The following is a 17,796-nucleotide window of genomic DNA, read 5'->3' as shown; positions in this document are numbered from 1 at the left end:
GTTCTACCCACAACAAAGTTCACTACATCCGAAAAGGCAGAACATGTATCGCCAGCATGTTCCGCTTTAATCATGACTTTGAACCTGTGAGTAAAGTGGAATCAGAGCGGATAGCCGAAGAGATCGATACAGCAGAACACATTAAGAAGTTACGTGCCATACGCAGGAAATAGAAAAATTGATAAATTCAATACTGCATTTCTCAGCATTAAATTTATCTCTATGACCAGTCAAGAGATGTACCTGCCATGAGCTTAATATCATGTCAGATATATCGGTCACAAACTCCCTCAGCAGCTAAGAGGAGGACAAATGTCTCGACTAATCACTTTACAGGACTGGGCTAAAGAAGAATTTGGGGACTTAGCACCAAGTGAGCGAGTTCTGAAAAAATACGCGCAAGGGAAAATGATGGCCCCACCCGCTATAAAAGTTGGTCGCTACTGGATGATTGACCGAAATTCCCGTTTTGTAGGAACGCTTGCAGAACCGCAACTCCCAATAAACGCAAACCCAAAACTCCAACGGATAATCGCTGATGGCTGCTAGCCCCCGATCTCACAAAATCTCTATACCCAATTTATATTGCAAATTAGATAAGCGAACCGGAAAGGTATATTGGCAATACAAACATCCACTATCCGGTCGTTTTCATAGCTTAGGAACTGATGAGAATGAAGCAAAACAAGTTGCTACTGAAGCAAATACCATTATTGCTGAACAACGTACCCGACAAATATTAAGCGTCAATGAGCGTCTGGAAAGAATGAAAGGCAGGCGCTCAGACATTACGGTGACAGAATGGCTTGATAAATATATTTCTATCCAGGAGGACAGGCTGCAACATAATGAACTAAGACCCAACTCCTATCGGCAAAAAGGCAAACCCATTCGTCTTTTCCGTGAGCATTGTGGAATGCAACACCTCAAGGATATTACCGCACTTGATATTGCCGAAATAATTGATGCTGTAAAGGCTGAAGGTCATAACAGGATGGCGCAAGTCGTGAGAATGGTGTTGATCGACGTCTTCAAAGAAGCACAACACGCCGGACATGTTCCGCCAGGATTTAACCCAGCGCAGGCAACAAAACAACCGCGAAATCGAGTAAACCGCCAAAGATTATCACTGCCCGAATGGCAGGCAATATTTGACAGCGTAAGCAGACGGCAGCCCTATTTAAAATGCGGGATGCTACTTGCTCTTGTCACTGGACAACGTTTAGGCGATATCTGCAATTTGAAATTCTCTGATATCTGGGACGACATGTTGCACATTACTCAGGAAAAAACCGGTTCAAAACTTGCTATTCCGCTTAACCTGAAATGCGATGCTCTGAATATTACCCTTCGTGAAGTTATATCTCAGTGCAGGGATGCTGTTGTTAGTAAATATCTGGTCCATTACCGTCACACTACCTCTCAAGCAAACAGAGGAGACCAGGTGTCTGCAAATACTCTTACAACGGCTTTTAAAAAGGCCAGGGAAAAATGTGGCATAAAATGGGAGCAAGGAACTGCGCCCACATTTCATGAGCAGCGATCTCTGTCAGAACGGTTATATCGGGAACAGGGTCTGGATACGCAAAAGTTGTTAGGTCATAAATCCAGAAAAATGACCGACCGATACAATGATGATCGTGGTAAAGACTGGATTATCGTAGATATCAAAACAGCATAGAAAATAGCCAGTTTTGGGGAAGGGTTTTGGGGAAAGTTTTGGGGAAGATTTTAAATCATCATAAAACAACGGGCGTGTTATACGCCCGTTTCAATATTTAACACATGTAGTGATTACATATTCTTGATGATCGCGTCACCAAACTCTGAACATTTCAGCAGTTTAGCGCCTTCCATCAGACGTTCGAAGTCATAGGTTACGGTCTTGGCATTGATTGCGCCTTCCATACCTTTAACAATCAGGTCAGCCGCTTCAGTCCAACCCATATGGCGCAGCATCATCTCAGCGGAGAGAATGATAGAGCCTGGGTTTACTTTGTCCTGACCGGCATATTTCGGTGCTGTACCGTGGGTGGCTTCAAACAGTGCGCATTCGTCACCGATGTTTGCACCAGGGGCGATACCGATACCGCCAACCTGTGCTGCCAGTGCGTCAGAAATGTAGTCACCGTTGAGGTTCATACAGGCGATAACGTCGTATTCAGCCGGACGCAGCAGGATCTGTTGCAGGAATGCGTCAGCAATCACGTCTTTAATGACGATCTCTTTGCCGGTGTTCGGGTTTTTGACTTTCAGCCACGGGCCGCCGTCGATCAGTTCACCGCCAAACTCTTCACGCGCCAACTGGTAACCCCAGTCTTTAAACGCGCCTTCGGTGAACTTCATGATATTGCCTTTGTGCACCAGGGTCACTGAGTCACGGTCGTTGGCAATTGCGTATTCGATTGCTGCTCGTACCAGACGTTTGGTGCCTTCTTCAGAACACGGCTTAATGCCGATACCGCAATGTTCCGGAAAGCGAATTTTCTTCACCCCCATCTCTTCACGCAGGAATTTGATCACTTTCTCAGCGTCAGCAGAGTCAGCTTTCCACTCGATACCTGCATAAATGTCTTCCGAGTTTTCACGGAAGATGACCATATCAGTCAATTCAGGGTGTTTAACCGGGCTTGGAGTGCCCTGGTAGTAACGAACCGGGCGCAGGCAGATGTAGAGATCCAGTTCCTGGCGCAGTGCTACGTTCAGAGAACGAATACCGCCACCAACCGGAGTAGTCAGCGGGCCTTTGATGGCAACGCGATATTCACGAATCAGATCAAGGGTTTCAGCAGGTAGCCAGACGTCCTGACCATAAACCTGGGTGGATTTTTCACCGGTGTAAATTTCCATCCAGGAGATTTTACGCTCGCCTTTATAGGCTTTCTCGACTGCAGCGTCGACCACTTTCAGCATGGCTGGGGTTACATCTACACCGATTCCATCACCTTCAATGTAAGGGATAATCGGATTTTCAGGAACGTTGAGTTTGCCGTTTTGCAGGGTGATCTTCTTGCCTTGTGCCGGAACAACTACTTTACTTTCCATTCACCTCTCCTTCGAGCGCTTCTGGTTTGCTCGTCTGCCACCACGTTGCACATGCGTTTGCGTCCTGCCACACGGATGCATTAGAGCAATTTTTTGTTAATGATTTGTAATTGGCTTGTCAATACTACCCTATTGTTTGTCGTCATGAAAGATGCGCGTTATTAGGCTATAATGCGGCAATTCATAAACCCTGAAAATACCATGCAAAAAACTTCTTTTAGAAATCACCAGGTTAAGCGATTCAGCTCGCAACGTTCCACCAGGCGCAAACCTGAAAACCAGCCCACGCGCGTGATCCTGTTCAATAAACCCTACGATGTTCTTCCGCAGTTCACCGATGAAGCCGGGCGCAAAACATTAAAAGAATTCATCCCTGTTCAGGGCGTTTATGCGGCAGGTCGTCTCGACAGAGATAGCGAAGGGTTACTGGTGCTGACGAATAATGGCGCGTTACAGGCGCGTTTAACCCAGCCGGGCAAACGCACCGGAAAAATCTATTATGTGCAGGTGGAAGGCATTCCCACGCAAGACGCACTTGAAGCCTTGCGCAATGGCGTAACCTTAAATGATGGCCCTACCCTGCCCGCAGGTGTGGAACTGGTTGAAGAACCGGAGTGGTTATGGCCACGTAATCCACCAATTCGTGAGCGTAAAAGTATTCCTACCTCCTGGCTTAAGATCACCTTATATGAAGGACGTAATCGCCAGGTGCGCCGCATGACCGCCCATGTTGGTTTCCCCACGCTGCGACTGATTCGCTATGCGATGGGTAATTACACGCTGGATAATCTTGCCAATGGCGAATGGCGAGAAGCGACAGAATAAGGACGCAAAATGTTTAAACCGCACGTTACCGTTGCCTGCGTGGTGCACGCAGAAGGCAAATTTTTAGTCGTTGAAGAGACGATTAATGGTAAAGCGTTATGGAACCAACCCGCCGGGCATCTGGAGGCGGATGAAACATTAACAGAAGCAGCGGCGCGTGAGCTGTGGGAAGAAACCGGCATCAGCGCGCAACCGCAATATTTCATCCGTATGCATCAGTGGATTGCGCCGGATAAGACGCCATTTTTGCGCTTCCTGTTTGCCATTGAGCTTGAGCAAATATGCCCAACACACCCTCATGACAGTGATATCGACTGTTGCCGTTGGGTCAGTGCTGAAGAGATTTTACAGGCACCAAATCTGCGCTCGCCATTAGTGGCAGAAAGTATTCGTTGTTATCAAAGCGGGCAACATTATCCGCTGGAGATGATTGGCGAGTTTAACTGGCCTTTTACAAAGGGTGTCATCTAAAAGGCTGCGTGATAGAATACGCCGCCTTGAAGTTCAATGTCGTGAGTAATCCAATGTCTGAAACCGCAAAAAAAGTGATCGTCGGCATGTCCGGCGGCGTCGATTCCTCCGTTTCTGCCTGGCTGTTGCAACAACAGGGATATCAGGTCGAAGGCCTGTTTATGAAGAACTGGGAAGAAGACGACGGTGAGGAATATTGCACGGCGGCAGCGGATCTGGCTGATGCCCAGGCTGTCTGCGATAAGCTCGGCATTGAACTGCACACTGTCAACTTTGCAGCCGAGTACTGGGACAACGTCTTTGAACTGTTCCTTGCTGAATATAAAGCGGGTCGCACGCCGAACCCGGATATTCTGTGCAACAAAGAGATCAAATTTAAAGCCTTCCTCGAATTTGCCGCCGAAGATTTAGGTGCCGATTATATCGCTACCGGCCATTACGTTCGTCGTGCAGATGTCAATGGCAAGAGCCGCCTGCTGCGTGGTCTGGACAGCAACAAAGACCAGAGCTACTTCCTTTATACACTTAGCCATGAGCAGATAGCGCAAAGCCTGTTCCCGGTTGGCGAACTGGAAAAACCGCAGGTACGTAAGATTGCGGAAGATCTCGGTCTGGTCACCGCGAAGAAAAAAGATTCTACCGGGATCTGCTTTATCGGTGAACGTAAATTCCGCGAGTTTCTTGGCCGTTATCTCCCGGCGCAACCGGGAAAAATCATTACTGTCGATGGTGATGAGATTGGCGAGCACCAGGGGCTGATGTATCACACCCTCGGACAGCGTAAAGGCCTGGGCATCGGTGGCACCAAAGACGGCACTGAAGAGCCGTGGTACGTGGTGGATAAAGACGTCGAGAACAACATTCTGATTGTTGCGCAGGGTCATGAACACCCACGTCTGATGTCTGTCGGATTGATTGCCCAGCAACTGCACTGGGTCGATCGCGAACCTTTCACCGGCACTATGCGTTGCACGGTGAAAACCCGCTACCGCCAGACTGACATTCCATGCACCGTCAAGGCGCTGGATGATGATCGCATTGAAGTGATTTTCGATGAGCCGGTTGCGGCCGTCACTCCAGGTCAATCCGCCGTCTTCTATAACGGTGAAGTGTGCCTCGGCGGCGGCATCATTGAGCAGCGTCTGCCGCTGCCAGTCTGATTATTTTCTTACTTAAAACAAGGAAGCAGTGAACGTGGCAAAGAATTACTATGACATCACCCTCGCCCTGGCCGGTATTTGTCAGGCGGCACGCCTGGTACAACAGCTTGCTCACCAGGGGCATTGTGATGCTGATGCGCTACACGTCTCACTCAACAGTATTATCGATGTGAACCCCAGCTCCACGCTGGCGGTTTTTGGCGGCAGCGAAGCCAACCTGCGCGTCGGGCTGGAAACCCTGCTCGGCGTGCTCAATGCCAGCAGTCGCCAGGGTTTAAACGCTGAGTTAACCCGCTACACCCTTAGCCTGATGGTGCTTGAGCGCAAACTCTCGTCTGCCAAAGGTGCGCTCGACACTCTGGGTAACCGGATTAACGGCCTGCAACGCCAGCTCGAACATTTCGATTTACAGTCGGAAACGCTGATGAGCGCAATGGCTGCTATTTATGTTGATGTTATCAGCCCACTTGGCCCACGTATTCAGGTCACCGGTTCCCCTGCCGTACTGCAAAGCCCACAGGTGCAGGCGAAAGTTCGCGCTACCCTGCTGGCAGGCATTCGCGCCGCCGTGCTCTGGCACCAGGTTGGCGGCGGACGTCTACAACTGATGTTTTCTCGTAATCGCCTGACCACTCAGGCAAAACAAATTCTTGCTCATTTAACCCCGGAGTTGTGATCTATGGAATTATCCTCACTGACCGCCGTTTCCCCTGTCGACGGACGCTACGGCGATAAAGTCAGCGCGCTGCGCGGGATTTTCAGCGAATATGGTTTGCTGAAATTCCGTGTACAAGTTGAAGTACGTTGGCTGCAAAAACTGGCCGCGCACGCAGCGATCAAGGAAGTTCCTGCTTTTGCTGCCGACGCAATCGGTTACCTTGATGCAATCGTCGCTAATTTCAGTGAAGAAGATGCGGCGCGAATCAAAACCATTGAGCGTACCACTAACCACGACGTTAAAGCGGTTGAGTATTTCCTGAAAGAAAAAGTGGCTGAGATCCCAGAACTGCACGCAGTTTCTGAATTTATTCACTTTGCCTGCACCTCAGAAGACATCAACAACCTCTCCCACGCATTGATGCTGAAAACCGCGCGTGATGAAGTGATCCTGCCGTACTGGCGTCAACTGATTGACGGCATTAAAGATCTGGCTGTTCAGTATCGCGATATTCCGCTGCTATCCCGTACCCACGGTCAGCCAGCGACGCCGTCAACCATCGGTAAAGAGATGGCTAACGTCGCTTATCGTATGGAGCGCCAGTTCCGCCAGCTTAATCAGGTGGAAATCCTCGGCAAAATCAACGGCGCGGTCGGTAACTATAATGCCCACATCGCCGCGTATCCGGAAGTTGACTGGCATCAGTTCAGTGAAGAGTTTGTCACCTCACTGGGTATTCAGTGGAACCCGTACACCACCCAGATTGAACCGCACGACTACATTGCCGAACTGTTTGATTGCATCGCGCGCTTTAACACCATTCTGATCGACTTTGACCGTGACGTCTGGGGTTATATCGCCCTTAACCATTTCAAACAGAAAACCATCGCCGGTGAGATTGGTTCTTCCACCATGCCGCACAAGGTTAACCCAATCGACTTCGAAAACTCCGAAGGTAACCTGGGGCTTTCCAACGCGGTGTTGCAGCACCTGGCCAGCAAACTGCCGGTTTCCCGTTGGCAGCGTGACCTGACCGACTCTACCGTGCTACGTAACCTCGGAGTGGGCATCGGTTATGCGCTAATTGCTTACCAGTCCACCCTGAAAGGCGTGAGCAAACTGGAAGTGAACCGTGACCATCTGCTGGATGAACTGGATCACAACTGGGAAGTGCTGGCTGAGCCGATCCAGACAGTTATGCGTCGCTATGGCATCGAAAAACCGTACGAGAAGCTGAAAGAACTGACTCGCGGTAAACGCGTTGACGCCGAAGGCATGAAGCAATTTATCGACGGTCTGGCGCTGCCGGAAGAAGAGAAAGCGCGCCTGAAAGCGATGACCCCTGCTAACTACATTGGTCGCGCCATCACAATGGTGGATGAGCTGAAATAACACCCATATCAATGCCGGATGGCGATGCTGTCCGGCCTGCTTCTTAAGCTGATCTTTTCCCGTATTATCTCCCCTACCCGCTGGTTTAATTAATGTTTACTCCCATAAACACATAATCGCGTTACACTATTTTAATAATTAAGACAGGGAGAAATAAAAATGCGCGTACTGGTTGTCGAAGACAATGCGTTGTTACGTCACCATCTTAAAGTTCAGATTCAGGACGCTGGTCATCAGGTCGATGACGCAGAAGATGCCAAAGAAGCAGATTATTATCTCAATGAACATTTGCCAGATATTGCAATTGTCGATCTCGGTTTGCCTGACGAAGACGGTCTGTCACTGATCCGCCGCTGGCGCAGCAATGATGTTTCACTGCCGATTCTGGTATTAACCGCCCGTGAAAGCTGGCAGGACAAAGTCGAAGTATTAAGCGCCGGCGCTGACGATTACGTGACTAAACCGTTTCATATTGAAGAGGTGATGGCGCGGATGCAGGCATTAATGCGTCGTAATAGTGGTCTGGCTTCACAGGTTATTTCGCTGCCACCGTTTCAGGTTGATCTTTCCCGCCGTGAACTATCGATTAATGACGAAGTGATCAAACTGACCGCGTTTGAATACACCATTATGGAAACGTTGATTCGTAATAATGGCAAAGTGGTCAGCAAAGATTCGTTGATGTTACAACTCTACCCGGACGCCGAATTGCGGGAAAGCCATACCATTGATGTACTCATGGGGCGTCTGCGCAAAAAAATTCAGGCGCAATATCCGCAAGAAGTGATTACCACCGTTCGCGGCCAGGGTTATTTGTTCGAATTGCGCTGATGAAAAAATTACTGCGTCTTTTTTTCCCGCTTTCGCTGCGGGTACGTTTTCTGTTAGCGACGGCGGCGGTAGTACTGGTGCTTTCGCTGGCCTACGGAATGGTCGCGCTGATCGGTTATAGCGTCAGTTTCGATAAAACCACGTTTCGCCTGTTACGCGGCGAGAGCAATTTGTTCTATACCCTCGCAAAGTGGGAAAACAATAAGTTGCATGTCGAGTTACCAGAAAATATCGACAAGCAAAGCCCCACCATGACGCTAATTTATGATGAGAACGGGCAACTTTTATGGGCGCAGCGTGACGTTCCCTGGCTGATGAAAATGATCCAGCCTGACTGGCTGAAATCAAATGGCTTCCATGAAATCGAAGCGGATGTTAACGACACCAGCATCTTGCTGAGTGAAGATCATTCGATACAGCAACAGTTACAGGAAGTACGAGAAGATGACGACGACGCAGAGATGACCCACTCGGTGGCGGTGAACATCTACCCGGCAACGTCGCGGATGCCGAAGTTAACCATTGTGGTGGTGGATACTATTCCGGTGGAGCTTAAAAGTTCCTATATGGTGTGGAGCTGGTTTGTCTACGTGCTCTCAGCCAACCTGCTGTTAGTGATCCCTCTGTTATGGGTCGCCGCCTGGTGGAGTTTACGCCCCATCGAAGCCCTGGCAAAAGAAGTCCGCGAACTGGAAGAACATAACCGCGAATTGCTCAACCCAGCCACGACACGAGAACTGACCAGTCTGGTGCGTAACCTGAACCGGCTATTAAAGAGTGAGCGTGAACGTTACGACAAATACCGCACAACGCTCACCGACCTGACGCACAGCCTGAAAACACCACTGGCGGTACTGCAAAGTACGCTGCGTTCTTTGCGTAGTGAAAAGATGAGCGTCAGTGATGCTGAGCCGGTAATGCTGGAACAAATCAGCCGTATTTCACAACAAATCGGCTACTACCTGCATCGCGCCAGTATGCGCGGTGGAACGCTGCTTAGCCGCGAACTGCATCCCGTTACCCCGTTACTGGACAATCTCACCTCGGCGCTGAACAAAGTGTATCAGCGTAAAGGGGTCAATATTTCTCTCGATATTTCGCCAGAAATCAGTTTTGTTGGCGAGCAGAATGACTTTGTCGAAGTGATGGGCAACGTACTGGATAACGCCTGTAAATACTGTCTTGAGTTCGTGGAAATTTCAGCGAGGCAAACCGAAGATCATCTCTATATTGTGGTCGAGGATGACGGCCCGGGAATTCCATTAAGCAAGCGTGAAGTCATTTTCGACCGCGGCCAACGTATAGATACTTTGCGTCCCGGACAAGGTGTTGGTCTGGCTGTCGCCCGTGAAATTACCGAGCAATACGACGGAAAAATCATCGCCGGAGAGAGTATGCTCGGCGGCGCACGAATGGAGGTCATTTTTGGTCGCCAGCATTCTGCACCAAAGGGTGAATAAATATGCCCTTTCTTCACGCATTACGTTAAGCATCCGTTATAATCGGTTGCAGATACCCGCCTATGGACGCTTAATATGGAATACCAACTTACCCTTAACTGGCCCGATTTTCTTAAACGCCACTGGCAGAAACGTCCGGTGGTGTTAAAACGCGGCTTTAATAATTTTATTGACCCGATCTCTCCAGACGAGCTGGCAGGTCTGGCAATGGAAACGGAAGTCGACAGTCGGCTGGTCAGTCATCAGGATGGCAAATGGCAGGTCAGCCACGGTCCATTCGAAAGCTACGATCATCTCGGTGAGACCAACTGGTCATTGCTGGTGCAGGCAGTGAATCACTGGCATGAGCCAACCGCCGCGCTGATGCGTCCGTTCCGTGAATTACCAGACTGGCGCATTGACGACCTGATGATCTCATTTTCCGTACCTGGCGGCGGCGTCGGTCCACATCTCGATCAGTACGACGTTTTTATTATTCAGGGCACCGGTCGTCGTCGTTGGCGGGTGGGTGAAAAGCTGCAGATGAAGCAACACTGCCCGCATCCGGATCTGCTACAGGTCGAGCCGTTTGAAGCAATTATCGACGAAGAACTGGAGCCAGGCGATATTCTTTATATTCCGCCAGGATTCCCGCACGAAGGCTACGCGCTGGAAAATGCGATGAACTATTCTGTCGGTTTTCGTGCACCGAATACGCGGGAGCTGATCAGCGGTTTTGCCGATTATGTTCTGCAACGTGAGCTGGGCGGTAATTATTACAGTGATCCGGATATCCCTCCTCGCGCCCATCCGGCGGACGTTCTGCCGCAGGAGATGGATAAACTGCGTGAGATGATGCTTGAATTGATCAACCAGCCAGAACACTTTAAACAGTGGTTTGGCGAATTTATCTCCCAGTCACGGCATGAACTGGATATCGCTCCGCCAGAACCGCCTTATCAACCGGATGAAATATACGACGCGCTGAAACAAGGTGATGTACTGGTACGTCTGGGTGGTCTGCGCGTGTTGCGTATTGGTGATGAAGTATATGCTAATGGTGAAAAGATCGATTCTCCACACCGTCCGGCGCTGGAGGCACTCGCCAGCAATATTGCTCTGACCGCCGAGAATTTTGGCGCTGCGCTGGAAGATCCATCGTTCCTCGCGATGCTCGCGGCGCTGGTCAATAGCGGGTATTGGTTCTTCGAAGGATAAGTTTGAATCTAAGCCGGATGCGGCATCACATGCCGCATCCCTTTTCGCTTACTTCCGTTGTGCCGTTAACTCGGCAATACGCACGATCACCTGTACCGCTTTTTCCATTCCTTCCAGGGTCACAAACTCATGTTTACCATGATAGTTATAACCGCCAGTAAACAGGTTCGGGCACGGCAATCCCATAAATGACAACTGTGCACCGTCGGTGCCGCCACGGATCGGTTTCAGATCCGGTTCAATATCGCAATCGCGCATCGCCTGCTGGGCGATATCAAGAATATGCGGATGCTCAACGATTTTCTCGCGCATATTGTAGTAGCTGTCTTCAATCACCAGTTCAATGTAGCAGTCAGGGTGTAGCCCTTTGCCCACTTTCTTGGCAATTTCCATCATCTTACGTTTACGCGCTTCAAACTGTTTACGGTCGAAATCACGAATGATGTAGTGCATATCGGCACGCTCAACGGTGCCTTTCATGCTCGTCAGGTGATAAAAACCTTCATAACCTTCGGTAGTTTCCGGGCTTTCATCCGCCGGAACTTCCGCATGAATGCGTGCTGCCAGTGACAGCGCATTAACCATCACGCCTTTTGCCGAGCCAGGGTGAACGTTGTTGCCGACTATTTTGATATTCACCGATGCGGCATTAAAGTTTTCAAACTCCAGTTCACCTACGCCACCGCCATCAACGGTATAAGCCCAACGAGCATCAAAGGCTTCAACATCAAAGTGTTTTGCCCCTTTGCCCACCTCTTCATCTGGCGTAAAGGCGATGCGAATATCGCCGTGTGGAATGTTTTTCTGCTGCAATACTGCCAGCGCGGTCATGATTTCTGCGATACCCGCTTTATCATCTGCACCTAACAAGGTTTTACCATCGGTGGTGATCAACGTCTGCCCCAATAGTTGATGCAGAACCGGGAACATCACCGGTGATAAGACTTCATCACCGATACCCAGCGCGATGTCACCACCGCGATAGTTTTCAACAATTTGCGGATTTACATTTTTACCGCTGCAATCCGGAGAGGTATCCACATGAGAAATAAAGCCAATCGCCGGAATATCGCCTGGAACGTTAGCCGGTAACGTCGCCATCAATGTGCCCTTCTCACTTAAGGTCACATTGATAAGCCCCATCTCTTCAAGCTGATCTTTCAACAGATGCAATAACTTCCACTGGCCTTCCGTGCTGGGAACCTGTCTCACCCCCGCTTTTGATTGGGTATCCAGAGATACGTAGTTCAAAAAACGCTCAAGTAGTTTATCCATGTAGTCACCCTCACTTTTCGTGACAACATTATTAAGAAGCAAGAAAAGACAAATATTGCGTCAGGTCACTTTTACCCCTGCAAGCGGGAATATTTATCAACATTACCTTAATCAATATAAAGCTAAGCCAGTAATTCACAACAAGGATTGGCGATTACGATGGTTTGCCGTAGAATTACCGCCCTCATTAAGAGTCACCAAGGTGGTTAACCACAAACCCCGCATCGGTAAGCCATCCGTTGCGTTTACATGGGACAGAGTAAAAAATTGAATAAACAACCGAGTTCGCTTTCACCGCTGGTGCAATTGGCGGGAATTCGCAAATGCTTTGATGGTAAAGAAGTCATTCCCCAGTTGGATCTGACTATCAACAATGGCGAGTTCCTTACGCTGCTTGGCCCTTCTGGCTGCGGTAAAACAACCGTTCTTCGCCTGATTGCAGGTCTGGAAACTGTTGATTCTGGACGCATCATGCTGGATAACGAGGACATCACCCACGTTCCGGCGGAAAACCGCTATGTGAACACCGTTTTCCAAAGCTACGCGCTATTCCCCCACATGACCGTGTTCGAAAATGTGGCCTTTGGCTTGCGTATGCAAAAAACCCCCGCTGCTGAAATTACGCCTCGCGTGATGGAGGCTCTGCGGATGGTGCAACTGGAGACCTTCGCTCAACGCAAACCTCATCAACTCTCTGGCGGTCAACAGCAACGCGTAGCCATTGCCCGCGCGGTGGTTAACAAGCCTCGCCTGTTGCTGCTGGATGAATCGCTCTCCGCGCTGGATTACAAACTGCGTAAACAGATGCAGAACGAGCTGAAAGCTTTACAGCGTAAGCTTGGCATTACTTTCGTTTTCGTCACCCACGATCAGGAAGAAGCGCTCACCATGTCGGACAGAATTGTGGTGATGCGCGATGGTCGCATTGAACAAGACGGCACGCCGCGTGAAATTTACGAAGAGCCGAAAAACTTGTTTGTTGCCGGATTCATTGGCGAAATCAATATGTTCAACGCCACGGTGATCGAGCGTCTCGACGAACAACGCGTACGAGCCAACGTTGAAGGCCGCGAATGTAATATTTACGTTAACTTCGCTGTTGAACCAGGGCAAAAGTTGCATGTTTTGCTGCGCCCGGAAGACTTACGCGTTGACGAAATCAACGATGACAACCACGTCGAAGGGCTTATTGGCTACGTTCGCGAACGCAACTACAAAGGTATGACGCTGGAATCAGTTGTCGAACTGGAAAATGGCAAGATGGTGATGGTCAGCGAATTCTTTAATGAAGACGATCCTGACTTTGACCATTCTCTCGACCAGAAAATGGCCATTAATTGGGTAGAAAGCTGGGAGGTTGTACTGGCTGATGAAGAACACAAGTAAGTTCCAGAATGTAGTGATTGTCACTATTGTCGGTTGGCTTGTGTTGTTTGTCTTTCTGCCCAACCTGATGATCATTGGCACCAGCTTTTTGACCCGCGACGACGCCAGTTTCGTCAAAATGGTTTTTACGCTGGAGAACTACGCCCGTCTGCTCGATCCGCTCTATTTTGAAGTGCTGCTGCACTCACTGAATATGGCGCTGATCGCGACTATAGCCTGCCTGGTGCTGGGCTACCCGTTTGCCTGGTTTCTGGCTAAACTGCCACACAAGGTGCGTCCGCTGTTACTGTTTCTGTTGATTGTGCCGTTCTGGACCAACTCACTGATTCGTATCTATGGCCTGAAAATTTTCCTCAGCACCAAAGGCTATCTCAACGAGTTCTTGCTGTGGCTGGGCGTTATTGATACCCCAATTCGCATCATGTTCACCCCCAGCGCGGTGATTATCGGTCTGGTATATATCCTGTTGCCGTTTATGGTGATGCCACTTTATTCCAGTATTGAAAAGCTGGATAAACCATTGCTGGAAGCGGCTCGCGATCTCGGTGCCAGCAAGTTGCAGACTTTTATCCGCATCATCATCCCACTGACCATGCCGGGGATTATTGCCGGATGTCTGTTGGTGATGCTGCCAGCAATGGGCCTGTTCTATGTTTCTGACCTGATGGGCGGTGCGAAAAACCTGCTGATCGGTAACGTCATCAAAGTGCAGTTCCTCAACATTCGCGACTGGCCGTTTGGTGCCGCGACCAGTATTACCCTGACTATCGTAATGGGTCTGATGCTGCTGGTTTACTGGCGCGCTTCTCGTTTGCTGAACAAGAAGGTGGAACTCGAATGATCGGTCGACTGCTCCGCGGCGGTTTTATGACCGCTATCTATGCGTACCTGTATATTCCAATCATCATTTTGATTGTGAACTCCTTTAACAGCTCGCGCTTTGGCATCAACTGGCAGGGTTTTACCACCAAATGGTATAGCCTGCTGATGAACAACGATAGTCTGTTACAAGCAGCACAACATTCACTGACGATGGCGGTGTTTTCAGCGACATTCGCTACGCTTATTGGCTCACTGACGGCTGTTGCGCTGTACCGCTATCGCTTCCGCGGTAAGCCGTTCGTTAGCGGGATGCTGTTTGTGGTAATGATGTCGCCAGATATCGTGATGGCGATTTCCCTGCTGGTGCTGTTTATGCTGCTGGGTATTCAGCTTGGCTTCTGGTCGCTGCTGTTCTCACACATTACCTTCTGCCTGCCATTTGTGGTGGTGACGGTGTATTCGCGTCTGAAAGGCTTTGATGTGCGGATGCTGGAAGCAGCGAAAGATCTCGGTGCCAGCGAGTTCACCATTCTGCGGAAAATCATTCTGCCACTGGCAATGCCAGCGGTGGCGGCGGGTTGGGTGTTAAGCTTTACCCTGTCCATGGACGATGTGGTAGTTTCGTCGTTTGTCACCGGGCCGAGCTATGAAATTCTGCCGTTAAAAATTTATTCGATGGTCAAAGTCGGCGTATCGCCGGAAGTTAACGCGCTGGCAACCATTTTACTGGTGCTGTCGCTGGTGATGGTGATTGCCAGCCAGCTTATTGCTCGTGATAAAACGAAAGGTAACACAGGGGACGTTAAATGAAAAAATGGTCACGCCACCTGCTCGCGGCGGGTGCTCTGGCACTGGGCATGAGCGCCGCTCACGCCGATGACAACAACACGCTGTATTTCTACAACTGGACCGAGTACGTACCGCCAGGACTGCTGGAACAGTTCACTAAAGAAACCGGCATTAAAGTTATCTATTCGACTTATGAGTCGAATGAAACCATGTACGCCAAGCTGAAAACGTACAAAGACGGTGCTTATGACCTAGTGGTTCCTTCAACCTATTACGTCGATAAAATGCGTAAAGAAGGGATGATCCAGAAGATCGACAAGTCGAAGTTAACGAACTTCAGCAACCTCGATCCAGAAATGCTCAACAAGCCATTTGACCCGAATAACGATTACTCCATTCCGTATATCTGGGGCGCGACGGCGATTGGCGTTAACGGTGATGCGGTTGATCCGAAATCCGTGACGAGCTGGGCCGATTTGTGGAAGCCTGAATACAAAGGCAGCCTGCTGCTGACCGACGACGCCCGTGAAGTGTTCCAGATGGCACTGCGTAAGCTGGGTTATTCTGGCAACACCACCGATCCGAAAGAGATTGAAGCCGCGTATAACGAGCTGAAAAAGCTGATGCCAAACGTAGCGGCGTTTAACTCCGATAACCCGGCTAACCCGTACATGGAAGGCGAAGTTAACCTCGGCATGATCTGGAACGGTTCTGCTTTCGTTGCCCGTCAGGCAGGCACGCCAATTGACGTGGTCTGGCCGAAAGAAGGCGGCATTTTCTGGATGGACAGCCTGGCTATTCCAGCAAATGCCAAAAACAAAGAAGGCGCGCTGAAACTGATCAACTTCCTGCTACGTCCGGATGTGGCAAAACAGGTTGCGGAAACTATTGGTTATCCAACACCAAACCTCGCCGCACGTAAACTGTTAAGCCCGGAAGTGGCGAACGACAAGACCCTCTATCCGGATGCCGAAACCATCAAAAATGGCGAATGGCAGAGTGACGTTGGCTCAGCCAGCAGCATTTATGAAGAGTATTATCAGAAGCTGAAAGCAGGACGTTAATTCAGCAAGCGGGCGGAGTTATTACCGCCCGCTTTTTTATTAAGCAAGGATGTTGCTTATGAGTCAGGACAATCAAATTTTATCCCGCGTTTTCCCTGGAGTCGGTCTGATACTCCTCCTTATTTCTATTGTTATCTTTTATAACCAGTTCACCTACAGCAAAAATACTGTACATACCGAAGGGATCATTGTTGATACCGTCTGGCACAATTCACGCCAGATCGGTAATGATGGTTCATGGCATCCTGTTGTCGCATTTCGTCCTACGCCAGACTACACGCTCATTTTCAATTCGAGTATCGGTAGTACTTTTTATGAAAACAGCGAAGGCGATAAAGTTAATGTTTATTATCCTCCAGGACATCCTGAAAAGGCTGAAATAAATAACCCGTGGGTTAATTTTTTCAAATGGGGATTTATCGGCATGATGGGCGTTATTTTTATCGCCGTCGGTTTATTAATCAGTATGCCCTCCTCTAAAAAGACGCGCAGGAAAAGGAAATCCCGTCAATGAAAAAGTTATTTATATTGCTTTACTTACTGATTTTTCTGCCACTGGCGGGAATAAGCCAGCCTGTAATACCCGTAATGAAAACATTCTTTACGGATACCACTGGCACCGTTCCCGATGGCGAGGATATCGCGCGTAAAGCGGAGATCTTTCGTCAACAAACCGGGATTGCGCCATTTATCGTGGTTGTTCCTGACATCAATGAAACCAGTCTCAGGAAAAATGGCAAAGCGATGCTGGCGCATGCGTCATCTTCATTGACTGATGTAAAAGGGAGTGTTCTGTTAATCTTTACTACCCGGGAGCCACGGTTAATTGTGATAACCAACGGCCAGGTTGAAAGCAGTATGGACGATAAACATCTGGGACGGCTGATAGAAAATTACACACTGGCTTATTTAAATGCTGATCTCTGGTATCAGGGTATGAATAATGCACTGGATATTTTACAAGCACAGATATTAAAACAACCGACGCCGCCACTGACATATTATCCGCATCCCGAACAAAAGCATGAGAGTGATCCGCCAGGCAGCACCTCGACATTAGGTTTTATCTCCTGGGCTGCAGCGTTTGTCTTATTTTCCAGGATCTTTTACTACACGACACGTTTTATTTATGCGCTAAAATTTGCAGTAGCTATGACTGTTGCCAATATGGGCTATCAGGCTTTATGCCTGTGTATCGATAATAGCTTTACGATTGCCAGAATATCGCCGCTCTGGGCGGTGCTGATTGGTGTCTGTACGTTTTTTGCCGCGCTGTCATGGCCGAGTAAAAGTTAAAAGAGGTCGGTAAAATGCGCGTGTATTATGCCGGATGCGGCGTGAACGCCTTATCCGGCCTACAAAACCCACAAATTCAATTAATTGTGCCCTTTTATAGGCCTGATAAGCGTAGCGCATCAGGC

At 49.2% G+C, this 17,796-nt stretch carries 19 protein-coding genes; 17 read left to right on the top strand and 2 right to left on the bottom strand.

What is annotated here, in order from left to right; translation table 11 throughout:
* The 3 genes from C0K55_RS09520 to C0K55_RS09510 all read left to right on the top strand — a co-directional run.
* Positions 1 to 173: DUF4222 domain-containing protein (locus tag C0K55_RS09520; protein WP_105283416.1), on the top strand; the 173-nt coding region annotated here is incomplete at its 5' end.
* 139 nt (positions 174 to 312) lie between these two features.
* Positions 313 to 549, top strand: coding sequence for an excisionase (locus C0K55_RS09515; protein WP_000088653.1), 237 nt, complete (start codon positions 313 to 315; stop codon positions 547 to 549).
* A complete protein-coding gene (locus tag C0K55_RS09510; RefSeq protein ID WP_105266234.1) occupies positions 539 to 1,681 on the top strand; it encodes a site-specific integrase in 1,143 nt (380 codons plus the stop codon). The genes C0K55_RS09515 and C0K55_RS09510 overlap by 11 nt, the downstream gene beginning before the upstream one ends.
* A 113-nt stretch (positions 1,682 to 1,794) precedes the next feature.
* On the opposite strand, the gene icd is transcribed toward C0K55_RS09510, so the two are convergent.
* Positions 1,795 to 3,045, bottom strand: coding sequence for an NADP-dependent isocitrate dehydrogenase (icd, locus tag C0K55_RS09505; protein WP_000444487.1), 1,251 nt, complete (start codon positions 3,043 to 3,045; stop codon positions 1,795 to 1,797).
* A gap of 171 nt (positions 3,046 to 3,216) precedes the next feature.
* Here icd and rluE point away from each other — a divergent pair, with 171 nt between their 5' ends.
* The 8 genes from rluE (at position 3,217) to roxA (ending at position 11,039) form a co-directional block, all read left to right on the top strand.
* Entirely contained in the window at positions 3,217 to 3,870 is a 654-nt protein-coding gene (rluE, locus tag C0K55_RS09500; protein WP_001516210.1) for a 23S rRNA pseudouridine(2457) synthase RluE, read from the top strand.
* Between the two features lie 9 nt (positions 3,871 to 3,879).
* Entirely contained in the window at positions 3,880 to 4,341 is a 462-nt protein-coding gene (gene nudJ, locus C0K55_RS09495) for a phosphatase NudJ (RefSeq protein ID WP_000476079.1), read from the top strand.
* Positions 4,342 to 4,394: 53 nt separating this feature from the next.
* A complete protein-coding gene (gene mnmA, locus C0K55_RS09490; RefSeq protein ID WP_001516209.1) occupies positions 4,395 to 5,501 on the top strand; it encodes a tRNA 2-thiouridine(34) synthase MnmA in 1,107 nt (368 codons plus the stop codon).
* A gap of 34 nt (positions 5,502 to 5,535) precedes the next feature.
* Positions 5,536 to 6,177, top strand: a complete 642-nt coding sequence (gene hflD / locus C0K55_RS09485) for a high frequency lysogenization protein HflD (protein WP_001516208.1) — start codon at positions 5,536 to 5,538, stop codon at positions 6,175 to 6,177.
* A gap of 3 nt (positions 6,178 to 6,180) precedes the next feature.
* A complete protein-coding gene (purB, locus tag C0K55_RS09480) occupies positions 6,181 to 7,551 on the top strand; it encodes an adenylosuccinate lyase (protein ID WP_000423722.1) in 1,371 nt (456 codons plus the stop codon).
* A gap of 159 nt (positions 7,552 to 7,710) precedes the next feature.
* A complete protein-coding gene (gene phoP / locus C0K55_RS09475) occupies positions 7,711 to 8,382 on the top strand; it encodes a two-component system response regulator PhoP (RefSeq protein WP_001265481.1) in 672 nt (223 codons plus the stop codon).
* Entirely contained in the window at positions 8,382 to 9,842 is a 1,461-nt protein-coding gene (gene phoQ / locus C0K55_RS09470) for a two-component system sensor histidine kinase PhoQ (protein WP_105266235.1), read from the top strand. The genes phoP and phoQ overlap by 1 nt, the downstream gene beginning before the upstream one ends.
* Positions 9,843 to 9,917: 75 nt before the next feature.
* The gene (gene roxA, locus C0K55_RS09465) at positions 9,918 to 11,039 is read left to right on the top strand and encodes a [50S ribosomal protein L16]-arginine 3-hydroxylase (RefSeq protein WP_105266236.1); all 1,122 of its coding nucleotides are present in this window, start codon (positions 9,918 to 9,920) and stop codon (positions 11,037 to 11,039) included.
* 48 nt (positions 11,040 to 11,087) lie between these two features.
* Here the strand turns inward: roxA and pepT are convergent, their stop codons facing one another.
* Entirely contained in the window at positions 11,088 to 12,314 is a 1,227-nt protein-coding gene (pepT, locus tag C0K55_RS09460) for a peptidase T (protein ID WP_016248603.1), read from the bottom strand.
* 249 nt (positions 12,315 to 12,563) lie between these two features.
* Between pepT and potA the strand changes: the two genes are divergently transcribed.
* The 6 genes from potA to C0K55_RS09425 are packed head-to-tail and all read left to right on the top strand — an operon-like array spanning position 12,564 to position 17,671.
* Positions 12,564 to 13,700, top strand: coding sequence for a spermidine/putrescine ABC transporter ATP-binding protein PotA (gene potA / locus C0K55_RS09450; protein ID WP_000531593.1), 1,137 nt, complete (start codon positions 12,564 to 12,566; stop codon positions 13,698 to 13,700).
* Positions 13,684 to 14,541: a spermidine/putrescine ABC transporter permease PotB gene (potB, locus tag C0K55_RS09445; RefSeq protein ID WP_000799418.1), complete on the top strand. Its 858-nt coding sequence runs from the start codon at positions 13,684 to 13,686 to the stop codon at positions 14,539 to 14,541. The genes potA and potB overlap by 17 nt, the downstream gene beginning before the upstream one ends.
* On the top strand, positions 14,538 to 15,332 hold the full coding sequence (gene potC / locus C0K55_RS09440) for a spermidine/putrescine ABC transporter permease PotC (protein ID WP_000580316.1): 795 nt from the start codon (positions 14,538 to 14,540) through the stop codon (positions 15,330 to 15,332). Before potB ends, potC begins: the two co-directional genes overlap by 4 nt.
* Positions 15,329 to 16,375 carry a spermidine/putrescine ABC transporter substrate-binding protein PotD gene (gene potD, locus C0K55_RS09435; protein ID WP_000759322.1) on the top strand — a complete coding sequence of 349 codons (1,047 nt, stop codon included), beginning with the start codon at positions 15,329 to 15,331 and terminating at the stop codon, positions 16,373 to 16,375. Before potC ends, potD begins: the two co-directional genes overlap by 4 nt.
* A gap of 58 nt (positions 16,376 to 16,433) precedes the next feature.
* Positions 16,434 to 16,889: a DUF3592 domain-containing protein gene (locus tag C0K55_RS09430; protein WP_105266237.1), complete on the top strand. Its 456-nt coding sequence runs from the start codon at positions 16,434 to 16,436 to the stop codon at positions 16,887 to 16,889.
* Positions 16,886 to 17,671, top strand: a complete 786-nt coding sequence (locus C0K55_RS09425; RefSeq protein ID WP_105266238.1) for a TPM domain-containing protein — start codon at positions 16,886 to 16,888, stop codon at positions 17,669 to 17,671. Before C0K55_RS09430 ends, C0K55_RS09425 begins: the two co-directional genes overlap by 4 nt.
* The last annotated feature ends 125 nt before the right edge of the window (positions 17,672 to 17,796 follow it).

This window comes from Escherichia sp. MOD1-EC6098, from assembly GCF_002965865.1.
Lineage (GTDB): Bacteria > Pseudomonadota > Gammaproteobacteria > Enterobacterales > Enterobacteriaceae > Escherichia > Escherichia marmotae.
Note: the sequence above shows the minus strand (reverse complement) of the source record. Positions and strands in the feature narration are given on the sequence as shown.

Coding starts and splice junctions, on each gene's coding strand:
- phoQ (WP_105266235.1), top strand. CDS start 8,382: ATGAAAAAATTACTGCGTCTTTTTTTCCCGCTTTCGCTGCGGGTACGT.
- C0K55_RS09510 (WP_105266234.1), top strand. CDS start 539: ATGGCTGCTAGCCCCCGATCTCACAAAATCTCTATACCCAATTTATAT.
- pepT (WP_016248603.1), bottom strand. CDS start 12,314: ATGGATAAACTACTTGAGCGTTTTTTGAACTACGTATCTCTGGATACC.
- roxA (WP_105266236.1), top strand. CDS start 9,918: ATGGAATACCAACTTACCCTTAACTGGCCCGATTTTCTTAAACGCCAC.
- rluE (WP_001516210.1), top strand. CDS start 3,217: ATGCGGCAATTCATAAACCCTGAAAATACCATGCAAAAAACTTCTTTT.
- icd (WP_000444487.1), bottom strand. CDS start 3,045: ATGGAAAGTAAAGTAGTTGTTCCGGCACAAGGCAAGAAGATCACCCTG.
- C0K55_RS09425 (WP_105266238.1), top strand. CDS start 16,886: ATGAAAAAGTTATTTATATTGCTTTACTTACTGATTTTTCTGCCACTG.
- mnmA (WP_001516209.1), top strand. CDS start 4,395: ATGTCTGAAACCGCAAAAAAAGTGATCGTCGGCATGTCCGGCGGCGTC.
- C0K55_RS09430 (WP_105266237.1), top strand. CDS start 16,434: ATGAGTCAGGACAATCAAATTTTATCCCGCGTTTTCCCTGGAGTCGGT.
- potC (WP_000580316.1), top strand. CDS start 14,538: ATGATCGGTCGACTGCTCCGCGGCGGTTTTATGACCGCTATCTATGCG.
- purB (WP_000423722.1), top strand. CDS start 6,181: ATGGAATTATCCTCACTGACCGCCGTTTCCCCTGTCGACGGACGCTAC.
- nudJ (WP_000476079.1), top strand. CDS start 3,880: ATGTTTAAACCGCACGTTACCGTTGCCTGCGTGGTGCACGCAGAAGGC.
- potB (WP_000799418.1), top strand. CDS start 13,684: ATGAAGAACACAAGTAAGTTCCAGAATGTAGTGATTGTCACTATTGTC.
- C0K55_RS09515 (WP_000088653.1), top strand. CDS start 313: ATGTCTCGACTAATCACTTTACAGGACTGGGCTAAAGAAGAATTTGGG.
- potA (WP_000531593.1), top strand. CDS start 12,564: ATGGGACAGAGTAAAAAATTGAATAAACAACCGAGTTCGCTTTCACCG.
- phoP (WP_001265481.1), top strand. CDS start 7,711: ATGCGCGTACTGGTTGTCGAAGACAATGCGTTGTTACGTCACCATCTT.
- potD (WP_000759322.1), top strand. CDS start 15,329: ATGAAAAAATGGTCACGCCACCTGCTCGCGGCGGGTGCTCTGGCACTG.